This window comes from Tolypothrix campylonemoides VB511288_2, from assembly GCF_045999855.1.
GTDB classification, from domain to species: Bacteria; Cyanobacteriota; Cyanobacteriia; order Cyanobacteriales; family Nostocaceae; genus Scytonema; species Scytonema bouteillei_A.
Genome location: NZ_JBFPMW010000001.1, coordinates 323,425 through 344,525, shown reverse-complemented (window position 1 = coordinate 344,525; position 21,101 = coordinate 323,425). Strand labels below are relative to the sequence as shown.

Annotated in this window: 16 protein-coding genes; 5 read left to right on the top strand and 11 right to left on the bottom strand. The window is 41.4% G+C overall.

All coding sequences use genetic code 11. The annotated features are described in order from the left end of the window. The first annotated feature begins 632 nt into the window (after positions 1 to 632). On the top strand, positions 633 to 4,043 hold the full coding sequence (locus AB0756_RS01445) for an ATP-binding protein (RefSeq protein WP_050045537.1): 3,411 nt from the start codon (positions 633 to 635) through the stop codon (positions 4,041 to 4,043). 143 nt (positions 4,044 to 4,186) lie between these two features. Here AB0756_RS01445 and AB0756_RS01440 read toward each other — a convergent pair whose 3' ends face one another. Together AB0756_RS01440 and AB0756_RS01435 are read right to left on the bottom strand one after the other, a co-directional pair. Continuing rightward, complete coding sequence (locus AB0756_RS01440) at positions 4,187 to 5,989, bottom strand: ArnT family glycosyltransferase (protein ID WP_038081048.1); 1,803 nt, start codon at positions 5,987 to 5,989, stop codon at positions 4,187 to 4,189. Positions 5,990 to 6,218: 229 nt separating this feature from the next. Then, a complete protein-coding gene (locus AB0756_RS01435; protein WP_038081046.1) occupies positions 6,219 to 6,842 on the bottom strand; it encodes a hypothetical protein in 624 nt (207 codons plus the stop codon). Positions 6,843 to 7,151: 309 nt separating this feature from the next. On the opposite strand from AB0756_RS01435, the gene AB0756_RS01430 reads away from it, so the two are divergent. Continuing rightward, a complete protein-coding gene (locus AB0756_RS01430) occupies positions 7,152 to 7,484 on the top strand; it encodes a DUF565 domain-containing protein (protein WP_038081043.1) in 333 nt (110 codons plus the stop codon). 56 nt (positions 7,485 to 7,540) lie between these two features. Here AB0756_RS01430 and AB0756_RS01425 read toward each other — a convergent pair whose 3' ends face one another. From AB0756_RS01425 to AB0756_RS01415, 3 genes are all read right to left on the bottom strand, one after another. Further along, a complete protein-coding gene (locus AB0756_RS01425; protein WP_050045536.1) occupies positions 7,541 to 8,998 on the bottom strand; it encodes a protein adenylyltransferase SelO in 1,458 nt (485 codons plus the stop codon). Between the two features lie 161 nt (positions 8,999 to 9,159). Next, on the bottom strand, positions 9,160 to 9,594 hold the full coding sequence (locus tag AB0756_RS01420) for a hypothetical protein (protein WP_038081041.1): 435 nt from the start codon (positions 9,592 to 9,594) through the stop codon (positions 9,160 to 9,162). Positions 9,595 to 9,633: 39 nt separating this feature from the next. Next, complete coding sequence (locus AB0756_RS01415; protein ID WP_038081063.1) at positions 9,634 to 10,206, bottom strand: GNAT family N-acetyltransferase; 573 nt, start codon at positions 10,204 to 10,206, stop codon at positions 9,634 to 9,636. A 549-nt stretch (positions 10,207 to 10,755) separates the two neighbouring features. On the opposite strand from AB0756_RS01415, the gene bioB reads away from it, so the two are divergent. Beyond that, complete coding sequence (bioB, locus tag AB0756_RS01410) at positions 10,756 to 11,766, top strand: biotin synthase BioB (RefSeq protein ID WP_038081039.1); 1,011 nt, start codon at positions 10,756 to 10,758, stop codon at positions 11,764 to 11,766. Between the two features lie 76 nt (positions 11,767 to 11,842). On the opposite strand, the gene petL is transcribed toward bioB, so the two are convergent. Then, a complete protein-coding gene (gene petL, locus AB0756_RS01405) occupies positions 11,843 to 11,938 on the bottom strand; it encodes a cytochrome b6-f complex subunit PetL (protein WP_038081036.1) in 96 nt (31 codons plus the stop codon). Between the two features lie 222 nt (positions 11,939 to 12,160). On the opposite strand from petL, the gene aroB reads away from it, so the two are divergent. Beyond that, a complete protein-coding gene (gene aroB, locus AB0756_RS01400) occupies positions 12,161 to 13,264 on the top strand; it encodes a 3-dehydroquinate synthase (RefSeq protein ID WP_038081034.1) in 1,104 nt (367 codons plus the stop codon). Positions 13,265 to 13,308: 44 nt separating this feature from the next. Continuing rightward, positions 13,309 to 13,917: a Uma2 family endonuclease gene (locus tag AB0756_RS01395; RefSeq protein WP_038081032.1), complete on the top strand. Its 609-nt coding sequence runs from the start codon at positions 13,309 to 13,311 to the stop codon at positions 13,915 to 13,917. 85 nt (positions 13,918 to 14,002) lie between these two features. Here the strand turns inward: AB0756_RS01395 and AB0756_RS01390 are convergent, their stop codons facing one another. From AB0756_RS01390 to AB0756_RS01370, 5 genes are all read right to left on the bottom strand, one after another. Beyond that, positions 14,003 to 15,904, bottom strand: a complete 1,902-nt coding sequence (locus tag AB0756_RS01390; protein WP_038081030.1) for a hypothetical protein — start codon at positions 15,902 to 15,904, stop codon at positions 14,003 to 14,005. A 300-nt stretch (positions 15,905 to 16,204) separates the two neighbouring features. Continuing rightward, on the bottom strand, positions 16,205 to 16,810 hold the full coding sequence (locus AB0756_RS01385; protein WP_038081028.1) for an exopolysaccharide biosynthesis protein: 606 nt from the start codon (positions 16,808 to 16,810) through the stop codon (positions 16,205 to 16,207). A 17-nt stretch (positions 16,811 to 16,827) separates the two neighbouring features. Beyond that, a complete protein-coding gene (locus AB0756_RS01380; RefSeq protein ID WP_038081027.1) occupies positions 16,828 to 17,715 on the bottom strand; it encodes a lipid kinase in 888 nt (295 codons plus the stop codon). Positions 17,716 to 17,847: 132 nt separating this feature from the next. Further along, on the bottom strand, positions 17,848 to 18,192 hold the full coding sequence (locus tag AB0756_RS01375) for a cupin domain-containing protein (protein WP_038081025.1): 345 nt from the start codon (positions 18,190 to 18,192) through the stop codon (positions 17,848 to 17,850). Then, complete coding sequence (locus tag AB0756_RS01370; RefSeq protein ID WP_038081023.1) at positions 18,189 to 21,077, bottom strand: glycerol-3-phosphate acyltransferase; 2,889 nt, start codon at positions 21,075 to 21,077, stop codon at positions 18,189 to 18,191. Before AB0756_RS01370 ends, AB0756_RS01375 begins: the two co-directional genes overlap by 4 nt. Between the last annotated feature and the right edge of the window lie 24 nt (positions 21,078 to 21,101).

Here is a 21,101-nt window from a genome sequence, read left to right as displayed (position 1 = left end):
GGTGTTTAAGTGCCTTATCTTTCCTAAGTATAGCCTTTGGATAAAATCGTATTTGTTTATACGATGATTTGTTGGCTGAGAAGCCAAACACAGCAACGTTAAAAGAAAGTAAACCCAACTGGTTGGGATTTATGTTATCGATGAGTAGCATCTATCTAAATATAGATTTTTTTGTTGCACTCCACAATAAGATAGTTAAACGAAAATAAACGAATATCGCGATCTAAATCATTATAATTCCTAAAGGTTCTAAAACGAATCTTTAGAGCCATAATTGTTCTAGCTGTTGCTGTCAATTCTTAAAATATCTGGGTTGTTGAACCAAGCTCCAATATGGGGGAAGTGTAAAGGCTGAAGTGACAAGCGATCTTATTACTCAGCGTTCTAACCATCGCACCTAAAAACTTTATACTTTATTCTTTTTGTTGACTGTTTTTAACTCCTACAAAAAGATTTGTTAGGAAAGCAAAGGTTTTACCAATTAGGCGTTAACTTATGGAAAGAATCGATCTGCTAGTGTCTTTCTAGAGGATACTGCTTCAAACGCTAACACGTAAGCTTAATTGGCAGCTAGCTAATGATGCCAACAGGCGCACATTCCCCTAGAAGAATGACCACCACGCTATATGTCAATGCTAAAGTACCCTCTTTATGATTTTATCGCAACCGTACCCACCTGCTTAGAAACAGCAACTCTAGCAGATGTACTGGATGTTTTTGAGAAAGAACAGTGTCAAGCTATTGCTGTGTTAGATGAGCAGCAGTACTTTTTGGGATTGCTTTATTCTGCCCGCTTAGTACCACAATTCCTGCTAGCAGGTTCCGAGGGCGATCGCTTCAAGTCATCTCACTTACAGCAATCAATCTCAATGTTAGCCCAAGAGCTACTTCACCCACTACAAACAATTCCCGCCTCATTTCAAGTGGAGCAATTGGGTAGGTTTCTGCGTTCTCAAAGAATTCCTGCGAACACTCATTTGGATTGGGCACTCATTGACTCAGATAGCAAATTTTTGGGGCTTGTAGATAACTCACGTCTATTGAAGTGGTTGGTTGTACACCAATTTGAGACGCCAAAGAAAAAGAGCGCTCGAGATGCAAGCGTTGAAAAAGCCCGCGCTTTTTATCAAAAGCGCATAAAATACCATCCACAAAGAGATAAACCTTTAATACAATTGCTGGAGCGATTGCCCTGGCCTTTGATGCTACAAACAGGTAGCGGTGAAGTTGTCACTCAAAATCCAGCATGGTGGCAACAGTTGGGGGCTTTAAAAGATCCAGAAGGGGTCAGGAGACAAGTAGAGGCAATTCTGGCAACAACTCCATCAAAATATTCAACCCAAACAGGTGTTAAAGCTCATTCCTATGACAACAGTATCCAAGAAATGGAAGAAAAGCTTTCGTCTGTTGTGACTCAATCTATTTACACTAACGAAGGAGCTTACCGCAAAAAACTAGTGTCTCCTCCCACGACCTTTCCAGAGCAACCATTACCAGAAACATCTGCATCACGATGCTTCTTAAACAGACAATTGGGAACTTGTACCTGTGTTGTAGAAGTGCAAAACGGTCAGGAAAGAGTTTGGCAATTTGCCAAAATTCCTTTAGATAGCCCTGAATTAAAAGTTTTGGGTATGGAATCAGCAACATCACTCAACACTCAGGGATCGGATCTTGAAAACGATTTGTGGATCGTTCTAGCGACAGATGTTACAGAACAACAGCAACTCTGTAAAGAACTCGCAGCAAAAAACGCCGATCTCATTCAACTGAATCGTTTAAAAGATGAATTTTTGGCTTGTATCAGTCACGAACTCAAAACCCCCCTAACAGCTGTTTTAGGGTTGTCACGTTTACTAGTCGATCGGCAATTGGGAGAACTGAACGAACGTCAAGCCCGTTATGCAGGGCTGATTCATCAAAGCGGGCGTCATCTGATGAGTGTGGTCAATGATATTTTAGATCTCACCCGCATGGAAACAGGACAGATGGAACTTGCTCTATCCAACGTGACGATTCGCTCGGTATGCGATCGCGCTGTTTCCGAAGCAAAAGTTATTCATGCCCAAAGTACCAAAACTCCCATCAGTACTCAATCTCAAACCACATCTGTAAGAGAACACCAATTTAGCCTTTCCATTGAACCGGGTTTAAATGAGATGGTGGCAGACGAGTTGCGCTTGCGACAGATGTTGGTACATCTGCTTTCTAACGCTTTTAAATTTACAGAAACAGGTGGTGAAATCGGGTTGTGGGTAACTCGTTGGGAAGGTTGGATTGCCTTTACAGTTTGGGATACAGGCATTGGCATTCCCGAACACCAACAGCATCTCATCTTTCAAAAATTCCAACAACTAGAAAATCCCCTTACCCGTCAATATGAAGGAACGGGATTGGGGCTAGTTTTAACCAGAGCGCTAGCACGACTTCATGGCGGTGAGGTAAGCTTCTTGTCCCGTGAAGGCAAAGGTAGCCAGTTTACACTCCTCCTCCCTCCAAGTCCGCCACAAAAAGGTGTAGGGTCTCGAGAGTGGGAATTGGGAAGCGTAAAACAGAAAGGATTAAAAACAGAAAATTGGGAAGATGACACCGTTTCCCCAATCCCATCAGTCCGCACAACAAAAGAAACTCCTTCAGGGGGTAAAATTCGCCATCACCAATCCCGAATCGCCAATTCCCCCACTCACTACAACAACAGCTTGGTGTTGGTTGTTGAGGCTGTAGCCCGGTACATAGAAGACTTGACCGAACAACTCACTGGTTTGGGCTATCGAGTTGTGATTGCTCGATCGGGGTGTGAAGCAGTAGAAAAAGCTCGTCGCTTACAACCTAAAGCTATCTTCCTCAATCCTTTAGTTCCATTACTGTCAGGATGGGATGTACTCACCTTACTGAAATCCGATGAAGTCAGTCGTCATATCCCTGTTGTCGTCACAGCAACAGGAGCAGAAAAAGAGCAAGCATTCGCCAACCGAGCCGATGGTTTTTTAAGCTTACCAGTACAACATCAGGTTTTGGCACCACTGATCGAAAGTTTGTGTATTGCACCAGAAGAAAAGAAGCAAAAACCTGATGAAGCCCAACTCCTAAAAGATAAAACGCCCTTGCGAATTTTAAGGCTAGTCAATCTCGATCGCCAACCTCTCAACGCGCACCCATTTTTACAAGAACACCGGGTTCTGGAAGTAGACAACATAGATCAAGCAGAACTTCTTTCTCGAGTTTGGCAATTTGACGTTATTTTACTGGATGTAGAGATGCCAGAAGCGGAGAACCTGCTGCAACAACTCAATCTCCACCCTCAGTTAGCAGCTCTACCCCTTGTCACTTGCAATGTAGCAACAACGCAAACGGCTTCTCAAATAGCTGGACTTTCTGTATTCCCATGTCTAACACCGTTAGGTACAGAAAAGAAAAATGCAAGCCAAAAAACAGACACTTTACTATCTGTCCTGCAAATTGCATCTGGAGTCTGCTGTCCGCCCAGCATCTTAGTACTGGATTTAGCAATACTCCCAGATTTACCAGAAACAAGACCTCACAAAAGAAACCACCAGATAGAAAAGGCAACTGCCTTAAGTAGTATGTTTGGAGATAATAACTCTTGCCCGATCCAAGGATTACAACCTTTAACTATCTGGCGCGGTTCTGAGTGGTTCCAAGCACTGATTCAGTACTTGCAAACAGCAGGCTTTAAAGCATCAATGAGTCGTTCTTGGGCAGAACTACTACAGCAAATTCGTCACCAAAGTGTTGATTTACTCCTGATTTGTTTGGGAGAGTCTACTCTTACAAAAGAAGTTCACTTAGCACTGAAAGCTTTGGGACAATTACCTTTTGATTTGCCACCAGTGTTGGTACTTGACCAACGATTAAATTCTATGAACTTGGAAAACAATCAATCTACCGTTGTTCAAGAGAGAACCGATAATCAGCCTGATTCAGTACAGACTGTTTTAGACTCAGTAACTTGCCAAATCTTACCCCGATCTATATCAATGGAAGAATTATTAAACAAGATCAATCAAACTTTAAATGGCTAATGGCTAATGGCGCAATCAACAATTAGCAATTATTAGCAATCCTATTTGAGATCTAAACAAGGAAGACAAAGAAGACAAGGAAGAGATGTTCGTAAATCATTTAGGACTGCTATAGCAATTAGCAATTAGCCATTAGCAATTAATTATTTAAAAACAAACCGAACAAGTTGATAAGCTCCATGAGTCCCTAAATTTTCATAGTCGGTAGGCTTGAATCCCATTTCGGGAAACTTTTTCGGTTGAGCAAGAACCAATACTGAAGAAGGTGATGGCTTCTTTGCTGCTTTGTCTTGAAGATACTGTGCTGCATCCACACTTATCTTTTTATACGTAACAGTACGGCGAGTATAAAAAACTACGGTTGGCTTTTTAAAACCAACCATAACCAATTCTTCACCAGGTTTTTGTGTTTGGACTACGATTTCAGATAATTCTCTTAAAGGTAGCTGGCGTTCCCGATCCATTAAAAATAAGGCGGGTGTTAGGACGATCGTCAGGAATGCTGCAAATCCCACGATATTGATAATGAGCACAATCTTATAACGACGGCGCATCAGGGAAACAGCAATTGCTATAGCACTTACAATCCAAATGACTCCTCCCAAAATGGTTAAACCCGATCGCTCTAGCGAGTTACGAAAGTCGGGTGCAGCAGGATCGCTACCTATTATTTGGGGTAAGTAAAACATCGTTACTGCTATCGCTGATAAAAAGACGACATTTACCCAGCCAATCCACTGGAAGCGAGGGAGGGACAAGGAAGAAGGGGTAGACAAGGAAGAAATTGCTACGTCTGCTTTATCTCCCTTGTCTCCCCTGTCTAATAAATCACCCCAAAGTAACGCCATTAAAATAGCGGCGGCTGGCATTAGGGGTAACACATAACTGGGAAGTTTTGTGACAGCAATGGTGAAAAAACCAAAGATTCCAACAAACCAACAAAAGGCAAATAAACCCAGTTGTTGGGAGCGTTCTTGGGAGCGCCAGTATTTTCGCTGCCAAAACTTTAACCGTCCCATTGCTAAGGGTAAGTACACCGAATACGGTGCAAAGCCAAGTAGCACAACTACAAAATAAAAATACCAGGGAGCCGAGTGACGATTGACGACAGTTGTAAAACGTTCGACATTGTGATATCCAAAAAAGGAGTTAATATAATCCCAACCATTGCGCCAGATAACCAGCACATACCAAGGTAATGATAAACAAATAACAATAAGCAAACCTGTTAACGGACGCATTTCTTGTAAGACTTGTGTAATATTACCTAGGTAAAGCAAAAATATACCAATGATGAGCCCAGGCAAAACAATTCCTACAGGTCCTTTTGTTAAAATTGCAGCAGCAATCAATACGTAAAAAGCTATATACCAACGTGCTTGCACGTTAGATTTTGAGGGATGAGCATATCCCAAAAAAAAGCACAGTAATGCTGATGCCATACAACCTGTCAGCAGCATATCTGAAACACCTGTCCGACCCCAAACAATCATTTCTGGATTGAGTGCCATCACAGCTGTTCCAAACCCTGCTGTTATCCATCGCAAGGCAGGACGGTACCTTTGCTCTAACTCGTCTTTTCTTGCAAAATACCGCTGTATAGTGTAAAATGCCAAACCTATCAACCCTATGGCAGCAAGTGCTGAAGGTAAACGCACAGCCCATTCATTCACACCCAAAATTGAAAACGCGATCGCTTGACACCAGTAAATTAGAGCAGGCTTATCAAATCGAGTTTCAGCATTAAAAAACGGTGTGATCCAATCACCCGTGACAAACATTTGGCGAGATGCTTCGGCAAACAGAGGCTCTGTCTCATCAATTAAGCCAATACTGCCTAAATGCCAAAGAAAGGCAATCCCACCTATTAAAATTACCCATAAAACTGATAAAGTCACAGCAAGGGCTGGACGCTTCTCTACACGACTCCACCATAAATTAGTCATCGATCAAAAGGTCATTGGTCATTAGTTACTAGTCTAGAGTCAATAGTCTCAATGCTCCTTCATCAAGAAGACTTTAGCTCTACTGCTTGGTTCCTGAACTAATTCCTAATGGACAAGGAGGTAAGGGCTCAAGGGAGAATAGCGAACGAGTCAACCTAAAATTGTCAGTGACCAATATTCAACTGGTGACTCGCGTGCAACCAGTCACCAATTAAATATCAGTTACTGTTTACTGATTATCGGTTATTTCAGTATTCATCAAAACTAGTTGCCATTCTTTGCTTTGGGCATTCCAACTGGGAGAGAAAGTTTCTCCCACAACGTAGGGTCCCCAATAGCGACGAGAACCATCTTGTGCAAAAGCGACTAAAATGTCGCCTTTTTCCAGTTTGAGATCCCCGTTAGGTAGGGCTAGAATTAGCCCTTTTTCACTACCTTCTTGAGGAGCAAAATCCCAATGTGCTGGAACAGCATCATGAGCTGTTTTTGCGGAATTTCCTTTTCCCTTAATGAGGGAATTCCGTGAAAGTAAGGCAAGGCGTACTGGTTGATTGGTTTGGTTGCTCATCCGCAAGCTCCCAAAACCGGATGCTCGACTGTTACCAGTATCTGTTGTGATATTGGTAGGACTAACTTCTTTACTTATATTGGTTGTTGAGTTGGGTACTGAACTGGATGAGGTAGAAATAGGCACAGTACTTTGCAGGTCGAATGCCCGCTCTGTTGAGGTTGAAGAACTTCCTAGCCCTGTTCGCTCGAAAGATACACCCAACTTTTGACATCCTAATGGTAGCAAGAGCATTCCCAATGAAGATGCCACCAGAACAGCGTGAAAGTACACTGACGGTTTCATGGTAATATATTTAACTAATAAGTACTTTGTGTTTGCTGAAATATCAACAAGTGCGACAAGCGAAACTTGACGGCTATACAGCCGTATCGCACGAGCTTCTGTTGGAATTCAGGTATGAAAAGTATCATAAAAACCATTATGAGGGCAACTAACAATTTTGTTGCTTCTCAAAATGAATAAATGTATAGATATTCGTGTTCGCTGAAAGCCAACTAGAAGCCCTTAATACTATTTAAGCAAGCCTATGCCGTGCTGCATACCCTTATATAACAATATATTATAATTTCCAGATAATTATAAGCGTTAGTAATGCAAAACACGCGTCTTAACAACCTATTGAGTACTATCAGCGATCGCTTGAGAGTTTGGTTTTTCAACCCTTGGCGACGCTGGTCAATATTGATAATCAGCTGGTTGTTCGGTTTTTTCTTGGGTAGCGCAATTTCTACGACAGCCGGACAAACAGCCGAATGGGATATCGTAATTGCTGCTTTTTTAGTGATGCTGACAGAAGTCGGTAGCAGGATATTCTATGGTCGTACCGTCCAAGAGCGAAGAGCTTTATGGGTAGAAGCGCTGAACATTCTTAAAATTGGTCTGATCTACAGCCTGTTTCTCGAAGCCTTCAAGCTGGGATCGTAAGGGATGGTTATCAGTAAACAGTATTAAATAATACTCAATTACCGACCACCAACCACTTACTTCCCAGACTGTATGCGAGTTAGAAGCTCGTAAAAAGGTTGCCAATTATCTTCTTGAACAATTGGTTCCCAGATTGATTCAATAACTGGTCTCAAGATCGCGGTTTGGGGATTGTAACGAATTAAAGTTTGCGCGATCTCATTGATTTGTTCTCTATCAAAATTGTTCAGTAACTTATGGTATAAAATACACCAACTATCAAAGAGTTGTGACGTGCCTGATATCGGTACAATACCTGAATCTACCATAATCAAACTGGGATCGTCGCGCCATGTAGACGAAAACGTGCGAGCCATCTCATAAAAAAACTTATGATATTCAACTTTGCTCTCCTGCAAAAATTGAATTGTTAACTTAAAAAGTTCCAACGCTTCTGGATGCTCGATTTTCTCAAAACCCAGCTTTTTCAACATTAAAGAGCGGTATTCATGATGATAATGCTCGTCAAAACTTGCCAAACCAGCTTCCATATCAGATGGTTCGATAATAGCTTTTAAAGATTCTTGGAGTGTTTCTAAATTCCATTTACAAATACCTGGTTGATGGCTGTAGCAGTAGCGTCCATAGTAGTCGAAATAAGCAGCCGTAAAATTGGGTTGATAGCTGGTAATAAAAGCATAGGGACCGTAATCAAAACTTTCCCCCGTAATTGACATATTGTCAGTATTTAACACTGCGTGACAAAAACCAGCAGCCATCCACTGTCCTACGAGTTCTGCTGTTCTTTTGACTAACTCTGTATAAAACAATGCATATTTTTCTTTTTCATCTACTAAATGTCGATAATACTGCTCGATGACGTGATCTAATAGTTTCTGGGCTAAATCGGGACGCCGAATATAATGAAGTCGTTCAAACGTACCAAATCGGATGTGCGAGCGATTCATCCTGACTATAACTGAGGAACGCGTAGGAGAGGGTTCATCACCGCGCCACAGGGATAACCCTGTTTCAATCATACTCAAACATCGCGACGTCCGTACACCCATGTGATGCAATGCTTCTGCTGCTAGAACTTCCCGTACTCCGCCTTTGAGAGTCAGCATTCCATCTCCACCACGAGAGTATGGAGTTTTACCAGAACCTTTGGTACCAAAATCGTATAATACACCATCAGTTCCACGGACTTGTCCGTAGAGAAATCCTCTACCGTCACCCAAAAAAGGGTTGTATTCGCCAAATTGATAGCCGTGGTAACGAAGTGCTAACAGTGGTGTTCTTCCTTCAAATTTGCCAAAGGCTGTGATAAAGTGATCGTCTGTCACATACTCAGGATTTAGCCCCAAGCGGCTCAGGAGTGAATTGTTACGCCAACGTAATATGTGTTGGGGAAATTCTGCTGCGGCGACTTCATCGTAATAATCATTACCTAAAGCTTCGAGAGCGCTTTCGTAGTTGAGGTTGAGGAAGGGATTGCCAGAAATCTTATTGTTTGCTGTTTCAGCTAGAGCCATTAGACTTGTGTGCGATTTGGTGTAAAATGTAGCCAGTCTGGGGCGATAGATTAAAAAAATTGAACTGAAAAACTTCTTCTTTAATACTATCTTCTCGTCAGCCTTCAGCAAAAGTTAGATCCCCAACTTCTTAAAAACTGGGGATTGAAATGCAGTCAATATCAATTTCTCGAATTTCGGTTGGTGGGTGATGAATCTTCAGAGAGGATAGCGTTGATTTTTCGTCGAGAAGCTTGAACTATTGTTTGTATACGCGCTCTTTGTGTAGGTGTTAGTTTTACCGATTGCATCAGTTGAGTGAAATTCTGACGCGATCGCAAACCTTGAACCATTTTGCTTTGTTGAACTTGGGTAAACACAGCTTCCACCTCTTGGTATGCTTCTTCTTTGAGGGCTTGTATTTTTTGACGCTGTTGCGGAGTTAGTCTTTTTTCAATACGTGGTAAGGCGTATCCTAAAGCTTGTATCGTCAGTGGAACGAGTATATATGAAGGAAGCGGTCTGGCTAGTGCTGCAGACGGTATTCCCGATAAGACGGTAATTAGAACAAAAGACGTAAAAAATACAGATAGGCGGTTTGTATATTTGTAACTCATTGAGAAAGTTTCCTACAGGATTTCGTAGAGATTCAAAGACTAATTCTTTAAACGCCAATTATAGTTGGTAATGCTGGTAAGAATGTGATCTTCCCATTTTTCATGAATGAGCAAATAATCTCTGGCATAGCCTTCTATGACAAATCCCAGCTTTTTCAAGACATTACCGCTACGGCGATTGTGAGGCATATAGTTAGCCATAACACGGTGCATATTTAATTCTTGAAATACATATTGAATGGCTGCTTGCAGTGCTTCTACCATATAACCCTTTCCTTGTTCGGTTTCTGCAAGCCCGTATCCAACATTACAATACTGGGCGGCTCGTCTTGTGAAGTTACTAAAGTTAATCAGTCCAATAATTGTTTTTGGATCGTTTTGCAAAAAAATAAATAGTCTTAAAGATATGTCATTTAGAAATTCTTTGCGATCGCTGTCTATCCTCCAAGACCAATAATCCTCAGTAAAGAACCCTTCAGCCCAAGCCGGAGAGTAAGGAGTTAAAAAAGTTTTGTTATCTGTATAAAATTTTAGAATTGCCGAAATATCTTCTTTAGTCGCTAACCTTAGCAAAAGACGCTCGGTTGTAATAAGTGGCAGTTCCATTTTTATCGCTATCAATAACTAGAATGACAACATTTTCTAATTTTTCTGTAGTATTGACAACTAAATTTAAGTTTTTTATCTTTCCAAGAAGACAGGCATCATATAAAAATCCTATTTAATAGGTAAAAATTGCTGTTATCCAGATTCCGGACATCTCAAAAAAGTCAGTCATTTCACTTTTCGGGAAAATCACCGATCGAAATTTTAAGTACTGTTCGGCAAGCGCTCCTCTCTGATGCGGGAAACCCGCAGGCGAAGTACGCTCCCCTAGGGGAGCATCCCAATGAATGCACATTACCCTCAGAATAGAATTCTGGGGCTATACAATTTAAGTCCACCTACGTGGACTTAAATTGTATAGCTGCGATTTCAATCGCAAGCGTGTTTTTTCACTCATTGGGATGTTCCCTCCCCTAGATATATTTCAAAAATCAAATAGGATTGCCATACAACTCAATGATATCTTTAGATTTTCCGTAGCGAACTATTAATAGAACCTGTACAATCAGGGGAATGCATTAAACACAAAACTCTGATATTAAGAACATTAAAGTGATGTCAGTAGCAATAAGATACGATTGGCAAGAATCAGAGATACAAGCAATATATAGTACTCCATTGCTAGAGCTTATCTATCAAGCAGCTAGTACACACCGTCAATACCACGATCCCAAAAAGATACAAGTTTGTAAACTGATATCAATCAAAACAGGGGGTTGTCCGGAAGATTGTGGTTACTGCGCTCAGTCCTCGCACTACAAAACAGAAGTCAAGCCACAAGCACTCTTAGAAAAGGAAACAGTGGTGGGAATTGCACGACAAGCACGCCTAAACGGGGCGAGTCGGGTGTGTATGGGCGCTGCTTGGCGAGAGGTGCGCGACAATTCTCAATTCGAGCAAGTGCTGGATATGGTTAAGGAAGTTACGGCTTTAGGCGTAGAAGTCTGCTGCACTTTAGGTATGCTTACAGAAACACAAGCCAAGCGCCTCGAAGAAGCAGGGCTTTACGCCTATAACCATAACTTAGATACTTCTCGCGATTACTACAGTACTATTATTACCACCAGAACATACGACGATCGCCTCAACACAATTAATAATGTTCGTCAGACAAACGTTACAGTATGCTCTGGAGGTATACTCGGTCTGGGTGAAACTGCAGGGGATCGAATATCCATGCTACACACTCTAGCAACCCTACATCCTCACCCAGAATCCGTACCAGTGAATATTCTTTCCAAGGTTGAAGGGACACCTTTAGAAAACCAATCAGATGTTCCCATTTGGGATATTCTGCGGACGATCGCCACAGCCCGAATTGTTATGCCAACTTCTGACGTTCGGTTAAGTGCCGGTAGAGCAAAACTGTCACAAGTTGAACAAGCACTGTGCTTCCTAGCAGGAGCAAATTCCATCTTTTCCAGCGATGACGGACATATGCTAACAGTGACAACTCCCTGTCCGGGTTATGACAGCGATCGCGAAATGTTAGATTTGCTTGGTTTGGAAATGCGCCCTCCTTTCACTCGTCAGGAGAAAGTTGCCAAGGAAAGCCTAGTCTTGTAAATTATGCTCGCGCAAAGGTGCAAAGTCGCAAAGCTGGTTTTTTGGCGTCTTTGCGCCTTTGCGTGAGATTCAAAAATTAGAGAATTTTGGCAGCACGCAAACCAAACAGTAAACCAACCGCAATACCAGTGAACACGGCTAAGAATCCTACGTAAGCGATCGCAGCAAACATTTGTGTTTCTCCACATTCATTTATAAATCTATTGAAACATTTATCCGGGCTGACACTCAACTATCTTCCTTGTCCCCCCCATCTCCCCCATCCCCCTCATCCTTAAGGAAGATATATCCAAAAATTAGACAGAAAAGAAAATAAAAAGGGTCTAACATTCAGGAATCGATAATGCCTATGCTGTAGAATACAGCCCGATAGTGCTTGGAAAGGGGTTTGGTAATGGCTTCTGTTATTGACGTGAATCTACCGCAGCAGTCCTATGAAATTGCGATCGCACCCGGCGGTCTGGATAAGCTGGGTGAATATATGACTCATCTAAAGCTGGGCAAGAAGGTACTTATAGTTTCAAACCCAACATTATTTAAGCATTATGGAGAAAGGGCAATTGGCTCTCTAGAAACTGCTGGATTTGAAGTCTCAAGCTGCGCCTTACCACCAGGCGAACGCTATAAAACCTTAAACTCAGTGCAAAAAATTTACGATACTGCTTTAGAAAATCGTATAGAACGCTCATCAACAATGGTGGCATTAGGAGGTGGCGTTATTGGAGATATGACTGGCTTTGCAGCAGCTACTTGGTTGCGGGGGATTAACTTTGTACAAGTACCAACAACACTCCTAGCTATGGTGGATGCATCAATCGGTGGCAAAACTGGTGTCAATCATCCCCGAGGAAAGAATTTGATTGGTGCATTCCATCAACCGCGCTTGGTTCTTATAGATCCAGAAGTCCTAAAAACTTTGCCAGTGCGGGAGTTTCGTGCGGGAATGGCAGAAGTGATTAAATACGGTGTCATTTGGGATGCTCAATTATTTAGCGAGATGGAACAGAGCAAACGTCTTGACCAAATGCGCTATATCAAACCCGAGTTAACAGACAGTATCTTGACGCGCTCTTGTCAAGCGAAAGCTGATGTCGTTAGTAAAGATGAGAAAGAAGCAGGGCTGCGAGCGATTCTCAACTACGGACACACCATCGGTCATGCAGTAGAAAGCTTGACAGGTTACCGTGTTGTCAATCACGGTGAAGCAGTTGCTATTGGTATGGTAGCAGCAGGGCAGATTGCAGTAGAACTGGGAATGTGGCAAAAAGAAGAGACAGAACGTCAAGATTCCCTGATTCAAAAAGCAGGTTTACCAACTCAACTGCCATCCGGGTTAGATATTGACGCCATAGTTGATGCTTTGCAACTAGATAAGAAAGTGAAAGCTGGTAAAGTCAGGTTTATTTTGCCAACACAGATTGGAACTGTAACAATTACCGATGAAGTGCCATCTGATACAATTAAGCAAGTGTTGCAAAGGATGATAACTGTAGAATAAATAGTAGATGAAAAAAAAGAAGCAGAAATTTTAAATCATCAACTATGCTACAACCACTATCTAGTCGAATTAGTTTTCAAGAATTTATCGAATGGAAACCAGAAGGGAAACGTTATGAACTACATGATGGAATAATTGTCGAAATGGCACAACCACTTGGAGAACATGAAGAAGTCACTGGCTTTTTAACTAAAAAATTGGGTACGGAGTTAGATCGGTTAAGTCTTCGCTACCTAATCCCTAAAACAGCATTAGTTAAGCCTTTAGAAAATGAATCAGCTTATTCACCAGATATTTTGATAGTTAACAAAGATAATTTGCAGTTTGAACCTTTCTGGAAAAAAGAATCTACTGTAACTCAGGATGCATCTATTCCTTTAATAGTTGAGGTCGTTAGTACCAACTGGCGGGATGACTATTATATTAAGTATGCTATTTACGAACAAATTGGTATTCCAGAATATTGGATTGTCGATTACTTGGCTTTAGGTGGACGCTCATTCCTTGGTAACCCTAAAATACCCACTATCTTTATTTGCTCGTTAATAGAAGGTGAATACCAAATGACTAAATTTAGAAATAACGACCGTATTCATTCTCCAACATTCCCAGAATTAAACTTAACTGTTCAACAGATATTTAATGCTGATTAGAGAAGTCAGTGGGGAAATTGATGAAGAAGAGTGGAGGTTACTTAGGCTGTGAGTAACGTCCCACAATTTTTTTTGGAAGATTTTGTTAAAAAGTTTGACAGCGTTCTAAAGCAGCAGCACGTATATATCGATTAGCATCTTTAGCCAGATGTTGTAAAGTCTTTCGAGGTGTTTGAGGATGTAGTGCAATTATATAGCGTTCGATCCATACTAAAGATTCAGCATTTTTTTGGAGAAAACTTGGCGAGACATTAGTATCTAATAAAGCCAGTAAGTAACCCAAAGAGTAGCTTTCTTTATGATAGATTTTGTCAATTAATCGTAAAAAATCTTCTTTTGTTAAATTGGGATTCATTAATATAGCGTAGCGAACCTTGTCATCAGAATCTTCAGCTAATCTTTCTAAAATGTGTAATGGCGTTGTAGCTTCTCTAGCAACATTAAGACGAACTTCGGAGTCTGTACTTTTAGCTAGTATTTCTAAAATTTCAACGTTAACATTTCGATGTTGAACAAGAAGAATAAGTGTACAATGATCATTATTTCCACGCAAAGCGATTTTTTTCAATAATTCTGTAGGTGTACTGGGGTTACGTGCTAAACTAAAGTCATTACTACTGTTTTCTGCTAACATATCGAAGACACTAGTTGGAAGATTTGGATTACCAACTAAAGATAAATTGACAAAATAACTATTTTGCTGGGCTAAATCTCTTAAGATTTTTTCAGGAGCATTAGGATTTTTAGCTACAGAACATTCTATCTCCCAATCATCATTAGCGAGTTTAGAAAGAATATTTTTAGGTGTGCTGGGATTTTTAGCTACATTAGCAACAATTCCTTTGTTAGAAGATTGAGCCAATTTTTCAAGAATATAAATTGGTGTATTAGGATGTGTGGCAACAAAAAGTTGCCATTCATCATTCTTTTTTTGTGCCATTTTTTCCAAAAATTGACTGGGGATTTTAGCTCTTTTAAAAACTTCGCGTTCGGGATAACTTGTAATAAGATTAATACAGTCTCGTCTTTTGATTAAATTATCCAAGATTTTACTTAATATTTCTTCTGGCAGATAAGGATTTTCAAGCATTGCTGTTTTTATTTTAAAATGCTTGTCTTCCTCTGTTAACAATTGGGTTAAGGTATTAATATCGGTAGTAGTTCTCGCTAATGAAAGTTTTTCCTCAATAGCTAAAATTTTACGTTTTTTTCCTTGCTCTGGAAAACGAAAAAATTTTTCTAGAACTACACGATAAACATTTTTATATGTCAAATCTTCTGGCGAATCTTTGACTGTATTTTGAAATAAAATATCTATTTCGGATTTAAAAATTTTTGTCAAAAATTGCTTGTAACTGGTGTCAGTATAACGAGTTGAAATAATATATTTCAGAACTTCTTCTTGCCATCCGTGCTTCAGTTCTTGCTCCCAATTTACATGAAAATCTATGTTTAATAAAATATCCCATGCATCATAATATTCATTTTCTCGCCAAGAATGCTGATAGTAGGAATGTGATGGTTCATCAAATATTTCAAATAAGTTTACTAGGTAGTAGAGAGAAGTTTTAGGATTCATTAGCATTGATAAAGCAATTTTCCTATTGTTTTGTTTCGAGGCAAAATCAAATAAGAAACTTGGAATTTGCTCGTATTTTAAAAGTGTTACCAAAGTTTCAATTGGAATGTCTTTGACGAAATTAGGATTTTCTAAAAATAAAATTTCTAAAATAGGATTCGATAAGAAATCTTCTGGAAATTCAAGTGCTAAGTTCCACAAAATATGGATAGGAGTATTTGGATTTTGTGCTAATGTCTTTCTAATATCTGGATGGAAATTATAATATAGTTGAGCTAATACTTGAGGTGGAGCATTAGGATTTTGAGCAACGATCGCGGCTAAATTTGTATCCATTGCCGCTAATTCTTGTAGGCGATCGCCAGATGTATTTTTATTTGCTGCTTCTTCTATTAACTTTTTGTCCATATTATTTTCCAAAAAATAGTTTTACTCATTACTACCTGCCTACTAAAATGTGAGGCTCTGCCTCAGGTTGCAGAGCGGGTGCAGGAGGCGGAGCCTCTTCTTAAGGTATCCCAGGCTGAGCTATCGGAACGAGTGATGCGAGGAGGCTCCCAGATCCCCAGCGTCTCAAAGAAGTCGGAGAGCGGAGCAAACTTAGCCGTCAAATTTTTTCTTCTTTCCGGAGGTAGAGACAGACGAGGGGGATATAGAGATGGTAGATGCACCCTAATTGCCGCCCTCAGTCTGTGGCTGAGGGCTTTTTTATCGGAAAATTTGAGGCAATAAACTTGGAGCCATCAACAAAGCATAAAAAATAAATCCAAAGAATAAAGTTGTTAAAACAGTAAAAATATAACCAAGGCACATTAATAAACCATCAGATTCTATCGTAGCTACTGCAAGCAGCAATATTCCAACGGTGGGAATGGGATTGGTGAAAGGAATTGGTGAAATCAGTAGAAGAATTAACCAAGAAATACAAAGTCCGTTGATTCTCCAAATAAAAGGATGGTTTGCAATTGTTGCCATCCTGGGACGGGTGATTTTTTCTAACAATCTAGTGACTCGTCTCAAGTTTTGTAGAAGTATTTCAACAAAAGCCCGAGGGAATTTATACTGAGCTATTTTTTGCGGTAGCCAAGGCGATCGCCTTCCCAAAGCCATCTGTACTGATAGTATTAAACCAGCACCACCAAAGGGACCTGTTAAACCGGGTGGGATGGGAAATAGGAAAGGCAGTACCAATAATACAATCACCAGGCAAAATCCTCGCTCTGAGGTTTCAGCCAATATATCCCCAAGGCTAAGTGGCTGTTCGGATAGCCTTTGCAGCAGGGACTTAATATCTTGAGAGAATTTGAGGTGCATTGAGCGTGCGTGAATGGTCACTGGTCACTAGTCTCTGATGGAACAAATACACTTAAAGATTGGGGAAGAACGCGGAATTGAGCGGGAGTATATGTTGTTATTTCACCATCAGTATTGATAGGGCGTGGTTTTCGAGTATACACTTCAATGTGTTCGCCTGAAAGAGAACGAACACCAGACCAATGAATGTGCCGTCCTTGCCGCATTGTAGGTATGATAGGAATTATTTGCCACCAGTGTCGAATCTCCAAACTGTACAAATCCAATCTTCGATCGTCAATTGAGGCATCATGAACCACTGCCATACCGCCGCCGTAATAGCGACCGTTACCTACAGCAATTTGTACCGTTTTCACTTGAATTGATTGACCATCGATCCGAATTTCTGCACTAAAAGGTCGCGATTCCCAAATGACTTTTACTGCAGCGATCGCATAGGCAAATATTCCCCAACGCTGCTTGGCTTCTTTCGTTAGTTTCTCGGTAATTTGTACGCTCAATCCCAAGCTAGCAACGTTAAAAAAGTGCTTGCCATTCACTTCACCTAAATCAATGCGTGCAATTTCTCCTTTGCCAATAACTTTGCAAGCCTCAGGTATAGAGTTGGGAATTTTCAAAGTTCTAGCTAAATCGTTAGCAGTTCCTAGAGGCAAAATTCCCAGTGGTAAACGAGTCTCAACCAAAGCATCTACCGCAGCATTGAGGGTTCCATCACCACCACCAATAATGATTAAATCAACTTCTTGCTGGTAGCGAAGAATCATTTCATAGAGATCTTGTGGTTTTTGGGTAGTTTCTTGAATCAAAACCAAACCCAATTCTTCAAGACAACGAATCGCTTCTGGTAAGCGTTTTTCTCCCTTACGGGCTTGGCTATTAACTAACAGCAGTGCGCGGTTTTTCATTGGGCGGTTGTAACTGGGTCCATAACTAAAATATATTTCTTGTGGTTGGTAATGCCTACCCTACTCATATTTCCATCAATATTACTTAATCTTTTTTATTGGGTTGTGCATACAACAGCAAAGATTAATTCACTATAAATTTTCAACTCTCAATCCAAAATAGGTTAAAACTAATTCATCTGAACCGCTATTTACCACTTCATGAAATTCTCCCGGTTCAACAGCAACACAACTTCCCGGAACAAGAGGGTATTCTCGCTCGCTAATGCGAATGAATCCAGAACCGGATTCCACAAAGAATACCTCACACATATCCTTATGGGCGTGGGCTGGTGCTGTTTGTCCGGGAGCAAAACGGGATTGAGAAAAGTTGGTAAGGTGAGGCAAATCGCCATTACGCAGCATCACCTTTTTCTTAATTTTAGGATTGTGGGAAACGGGTTCTTCTGGTAAGTCATTGAGAGAGGTAAATTTCATTCGGGTTCTTGTTCGGGTCTCAAATCATTGGATATCTCTACAATACCCCTATATCCATCCATCCTTACCCTCTGACCATCTTGCAATATCCATGTAGCACTTTTAACATCCATAATTGCGGGAATTCCATATTCACGAGCAATGATAGCGCCGTGAGAAAGCCTTCCCCCTGCCTCAGCAATCAATCCACCCGCTCTCACTAACAAAGGAGCCCATCCAGAATCAGTATAAGGAACTACCAGAATAGTATCCTTATCGACATCTAAGCTAGCTTGTAAGCTTCGCAACACCTTTACCCTTCCTTCGACTTGTCCGGGACTAGCAGGAATACCTTGCAGGACTTGATCGGGCAAAGCGATCGCACTTCGGAACGGAAATTTGGGGGGGTCGTTACCGTAAACTAACAAAGGCACTGGCTCTAACTGACTGTCGCAGTCAAGTTCGTTTCTTCTTAATTTCACCAAATCGTGTAATCTATCCACAAAATCTGGCTCAAAACCTTCCACGAGACGCCGTATTTCTTCAAAATCCAAGAAAAATATATCTCCTGGTTCTTCCAGCAAACCGGATTTCAACCACATTTGTTCTAAGGTAACAAAACACCAACGCAATTCAGCTAAAAGTCGGGAGTATACCTCGGTCACTCGCCCCTTTAAATCGACACGGCTTTGTACAATACCTCTTTTTTTCTTGCCTTTTTGTTTGGCTGGTACTGGTTCGCTCAGCTGCATGAACTGCACGAACAAGTTCCTGACTGGCGATGGATCTTCCCGCCAAGTGGGGATAGCAATATCAGTTCCGACTTCACTTAAGTAACCGTATTGACTTAGCAAATGCTCAAATTGTGAGAGAATTTCTTGTCCTTCAGGCGTCTGCTCTAACTCCTCAAATGCCTTATCTGGATTGAGATCGGGTATTATTCTGCGGGAGGAAGCAGCTAATTCTTGGAGACTTCGCAACGCCGCTATTTCTGGAGTTTTGCTATTGTCAAGTTCCTCATCTTTTACTCGAAACATTGCTTGCCGCAATGCCGCACTCAAAGGAGCCATAATACTATAGTAAGTCGCACGGCGAAGCAATTCCAAAATCTCTTCTATTCTGGCGACTAACTTCACCGGGTCGAGATCTTCTACTGACTCCTGGCTTAACTGAGACAAAGCAGGAGCAAACCACTTGCGGTTGTCCCATTGAAAATCCATTTTTAAACAGATTTCTCGCCAAACTAACCGTAACAATCCAGGCAAATTGCGTAAAGTTGTCTCTACCGGGGGCTTACTCATTTTTGCTCCCCGTGTTAGAAACTCTAGACTTTCGGGAGGTAAACCCATACGCTGGAATATGTCTCCCAACAACGAAGCGTTAAAGTAAGCTCTGGAGTAGTGTAAAGTTGCTGTTTTGTTAAAATCCAACCCTACAGAACGTTCGCCCAGAACCAAAGCAAAAATTCCTCCCCAAACACCACAAGTTAACGGACGATTGATCGACCAAGTGAGCGGACGAATCAGTCCTGGAATAACTTCTGCTGCAATTTTCCGAGTCCAAATCGGTAGCAGTGTTGTTATTGGGCGTGCTTGTAACACCCACAGAGTTTTACCGTCAAAAGTCCATTCTATGTCTTGAGGAATTCCGTGGTAACGCAACTCAATGCGCCGACATAGATATGCAACTTGCTTGATTAAAGCAGGTGGGATGCTTCCTTGACCTTCTAGTTCTATCGAACTGAGGTTGTCTGTATCCGCAATATATGCACGATATTGTTCTGGCGTAGTTCGTCCGGAAACTACCTGAGTTGCATTTCCCGGTAATGCTTCGATGACAACAGCATCACCTTGCTTGGTAATGGGATCGCGGGTAAAAGCAACTCCAGAGTAGACTCCCTGTACCTGTTGCTGAACAAGAACTGCCATTGCTCCATCATAGACTCCGCGATCGCTGCGGTATTGTACTGCTGATGAACTATTGTAGGAAGCTTGACAGCGTGCGATCGCATCGCTCAATTCCTTCTTTGTCGTCACATTCAACACCGTGACATACTGACCTGCAGCCGAAGCCTGTTCCGTATCCTCTCCTATAGCTGAGGAACGAACGACAAGGGGAAATAAACGCGATGGCTGAAGCAATTCTATTAATGGTGAGGGATCGTCATAAGGAGCCAGTACCCATCCCTTTGGAACTTGATAACCCCAACGCTTCACTTCTGCAAGTCTGGCTGCTTTTTGTCCGACAACACTAGCATCTAGATCGTCATCCAGGGTCAGAGTATCTTGTTCGCCACGGAAAAATTTAAATGCTGCTTGCGTGTCCGGTTGCGCCCGTTCAACGGGTAAGTCCAAATCATCAGGCATTTGTTTGTAAATCCAACCCAGTAAAGCCGCTAATGCAACCGCAGCTAAAACGTGGGATGGGTCTTCGCTATGCAAAATCCCCACAAGCAGTGGAAACAAAATTAAAATCCCGAATTTTGCCAGTTGTCTGGAGCGGACAATCGTAAAACTAACGCTAGCTAGCAAAAGTACAAATGTTGCCGCTAGAGGATCGTGTACGGCAAATCCCCAAACCACATTTGTCGTACCTGCGCCTCGACCTGCTATATATCGCCCTAATACCAAGGCAATTAAAGCAACGAGTTCCCACGCCGATCCATCTTTGAAAATAACACGGGCAAGTAAGACAGCTGCAATACCTTTAAGCGCTTCTGATACGACTGCCAGCACTCCTACCAAGGTACCACCGTGGTAAAAGGCAGATGAGACACCAATGTTCCCTGTCCCCAATTGTGCTATCTTCCGCTTAGCTAGGGCTTGGGTAATCCAGGCAATAAGCGGTAGCGCACCCAGGAGGGGACAGATAATACAAATAATTACAATACCCCAAAGTTCTAGCATTTTTGATTTTGATTTTAGATTTAT

Coding starts and splice junctions, on each gene's coding strand:
- AB0756_RS01445 (WP_050045537.1), top strand. CDS start 633: ATGCTAAAGTACCCTCTTTATGATTTTATCGCAACCGTACCCACCTGC.
- AB0756_RS01440 (WP_038081048.1), bottom strand. CDS start 5,989: ATGACTAATTTATGGTGGAGTCGTGTAGAGAAGCGTCCAGCCCTTGCT.
- AB0756_RS01435 (WP_038081046.1), bottom strand. CDS start 6,842: ATGAAACCGTCAGTGTACTTTCACGCTGTTCTGGTGGCATCTTCATTG.
- AB0756_RS01430 (WP_038081043.1), top strand. CDS start 7,152: ATGCAAAACACGCGTCTTAACAACCTATTGAGTACTATCAGCGATCGC.
- AB0756_RS01425 (WP_050045536.1), bottom strand. CDS start 8,998: ATGGCTCTAGCTGAAACAGCAAACAATAAGATTTCTGGCAATCCCTTC.
- AB0756_RS01420 (WP_038081041.1), bottom strand. CDS start 9,594: ATGAGTTACAAATATACAAACCGCCTATCTGTATTTTTTACGTCTTTT.
- bioB (WP_038081039.1), top strand. CDS start 10,756: ATGTCAGTAGCAATAAGATACGATTGGCAAGAATCAGAGATACAAGCA.
- petL (WP_038081036.1), bottom strand. CDS start 11,938: ATGTTTGCTGCGATCGCTTACGTAGGATTCTTAGCCGTGTTCACTGGT.
- aroB (WP_038081034.1), top strand. CDS start 12,161: ATGGCTTCTGTTATTGACGTGAATCTACCGCAGCAGTCCTATGAAATT.
- AB0756_RS01395 (WP_038081032.1), top strand. CDS start 13,309: ATGCTACAACCACTATCTAGTCGAATTAGTTTTCAAGAATTTATCGAA.
- AB0756_RS01390 (WP_038081030.1), bottom strand. CDS start 15,904: ATGGACAAAAAGTTAATAGAAGAAGCAGCAAATAAAAATACATCTGGC.
- AB0756_RS01385 (WP_038081028.1), bottom strand. CDS start 16,810: ATGCACCTCAAATTCTCTCAAGATATTAAGTCCCTGCTGCAAAGGCTA.
- AB0756_RS01380 (WP_038081027.1), bottom strand. CDS start 17,715: ATGAAAAACCGCGCACTGCTGTTAGTTAATAGCCAAGCCCGTAAGGGA.
- AB0756_RS01375 (WP_038081025.1), bottom strand. CDS start 18,192: ATGAAATTTACCTCTCTCAATGACTTACCAGAAGAACCCGTTTCCCAC.
- AB0756_RS01370 (WP_038081023.1), bottom strand. CDS start 21,077: ATGCTAGAACTTTGGGGTATTGTAATTATTTGTATTATCTGTCCCCTC.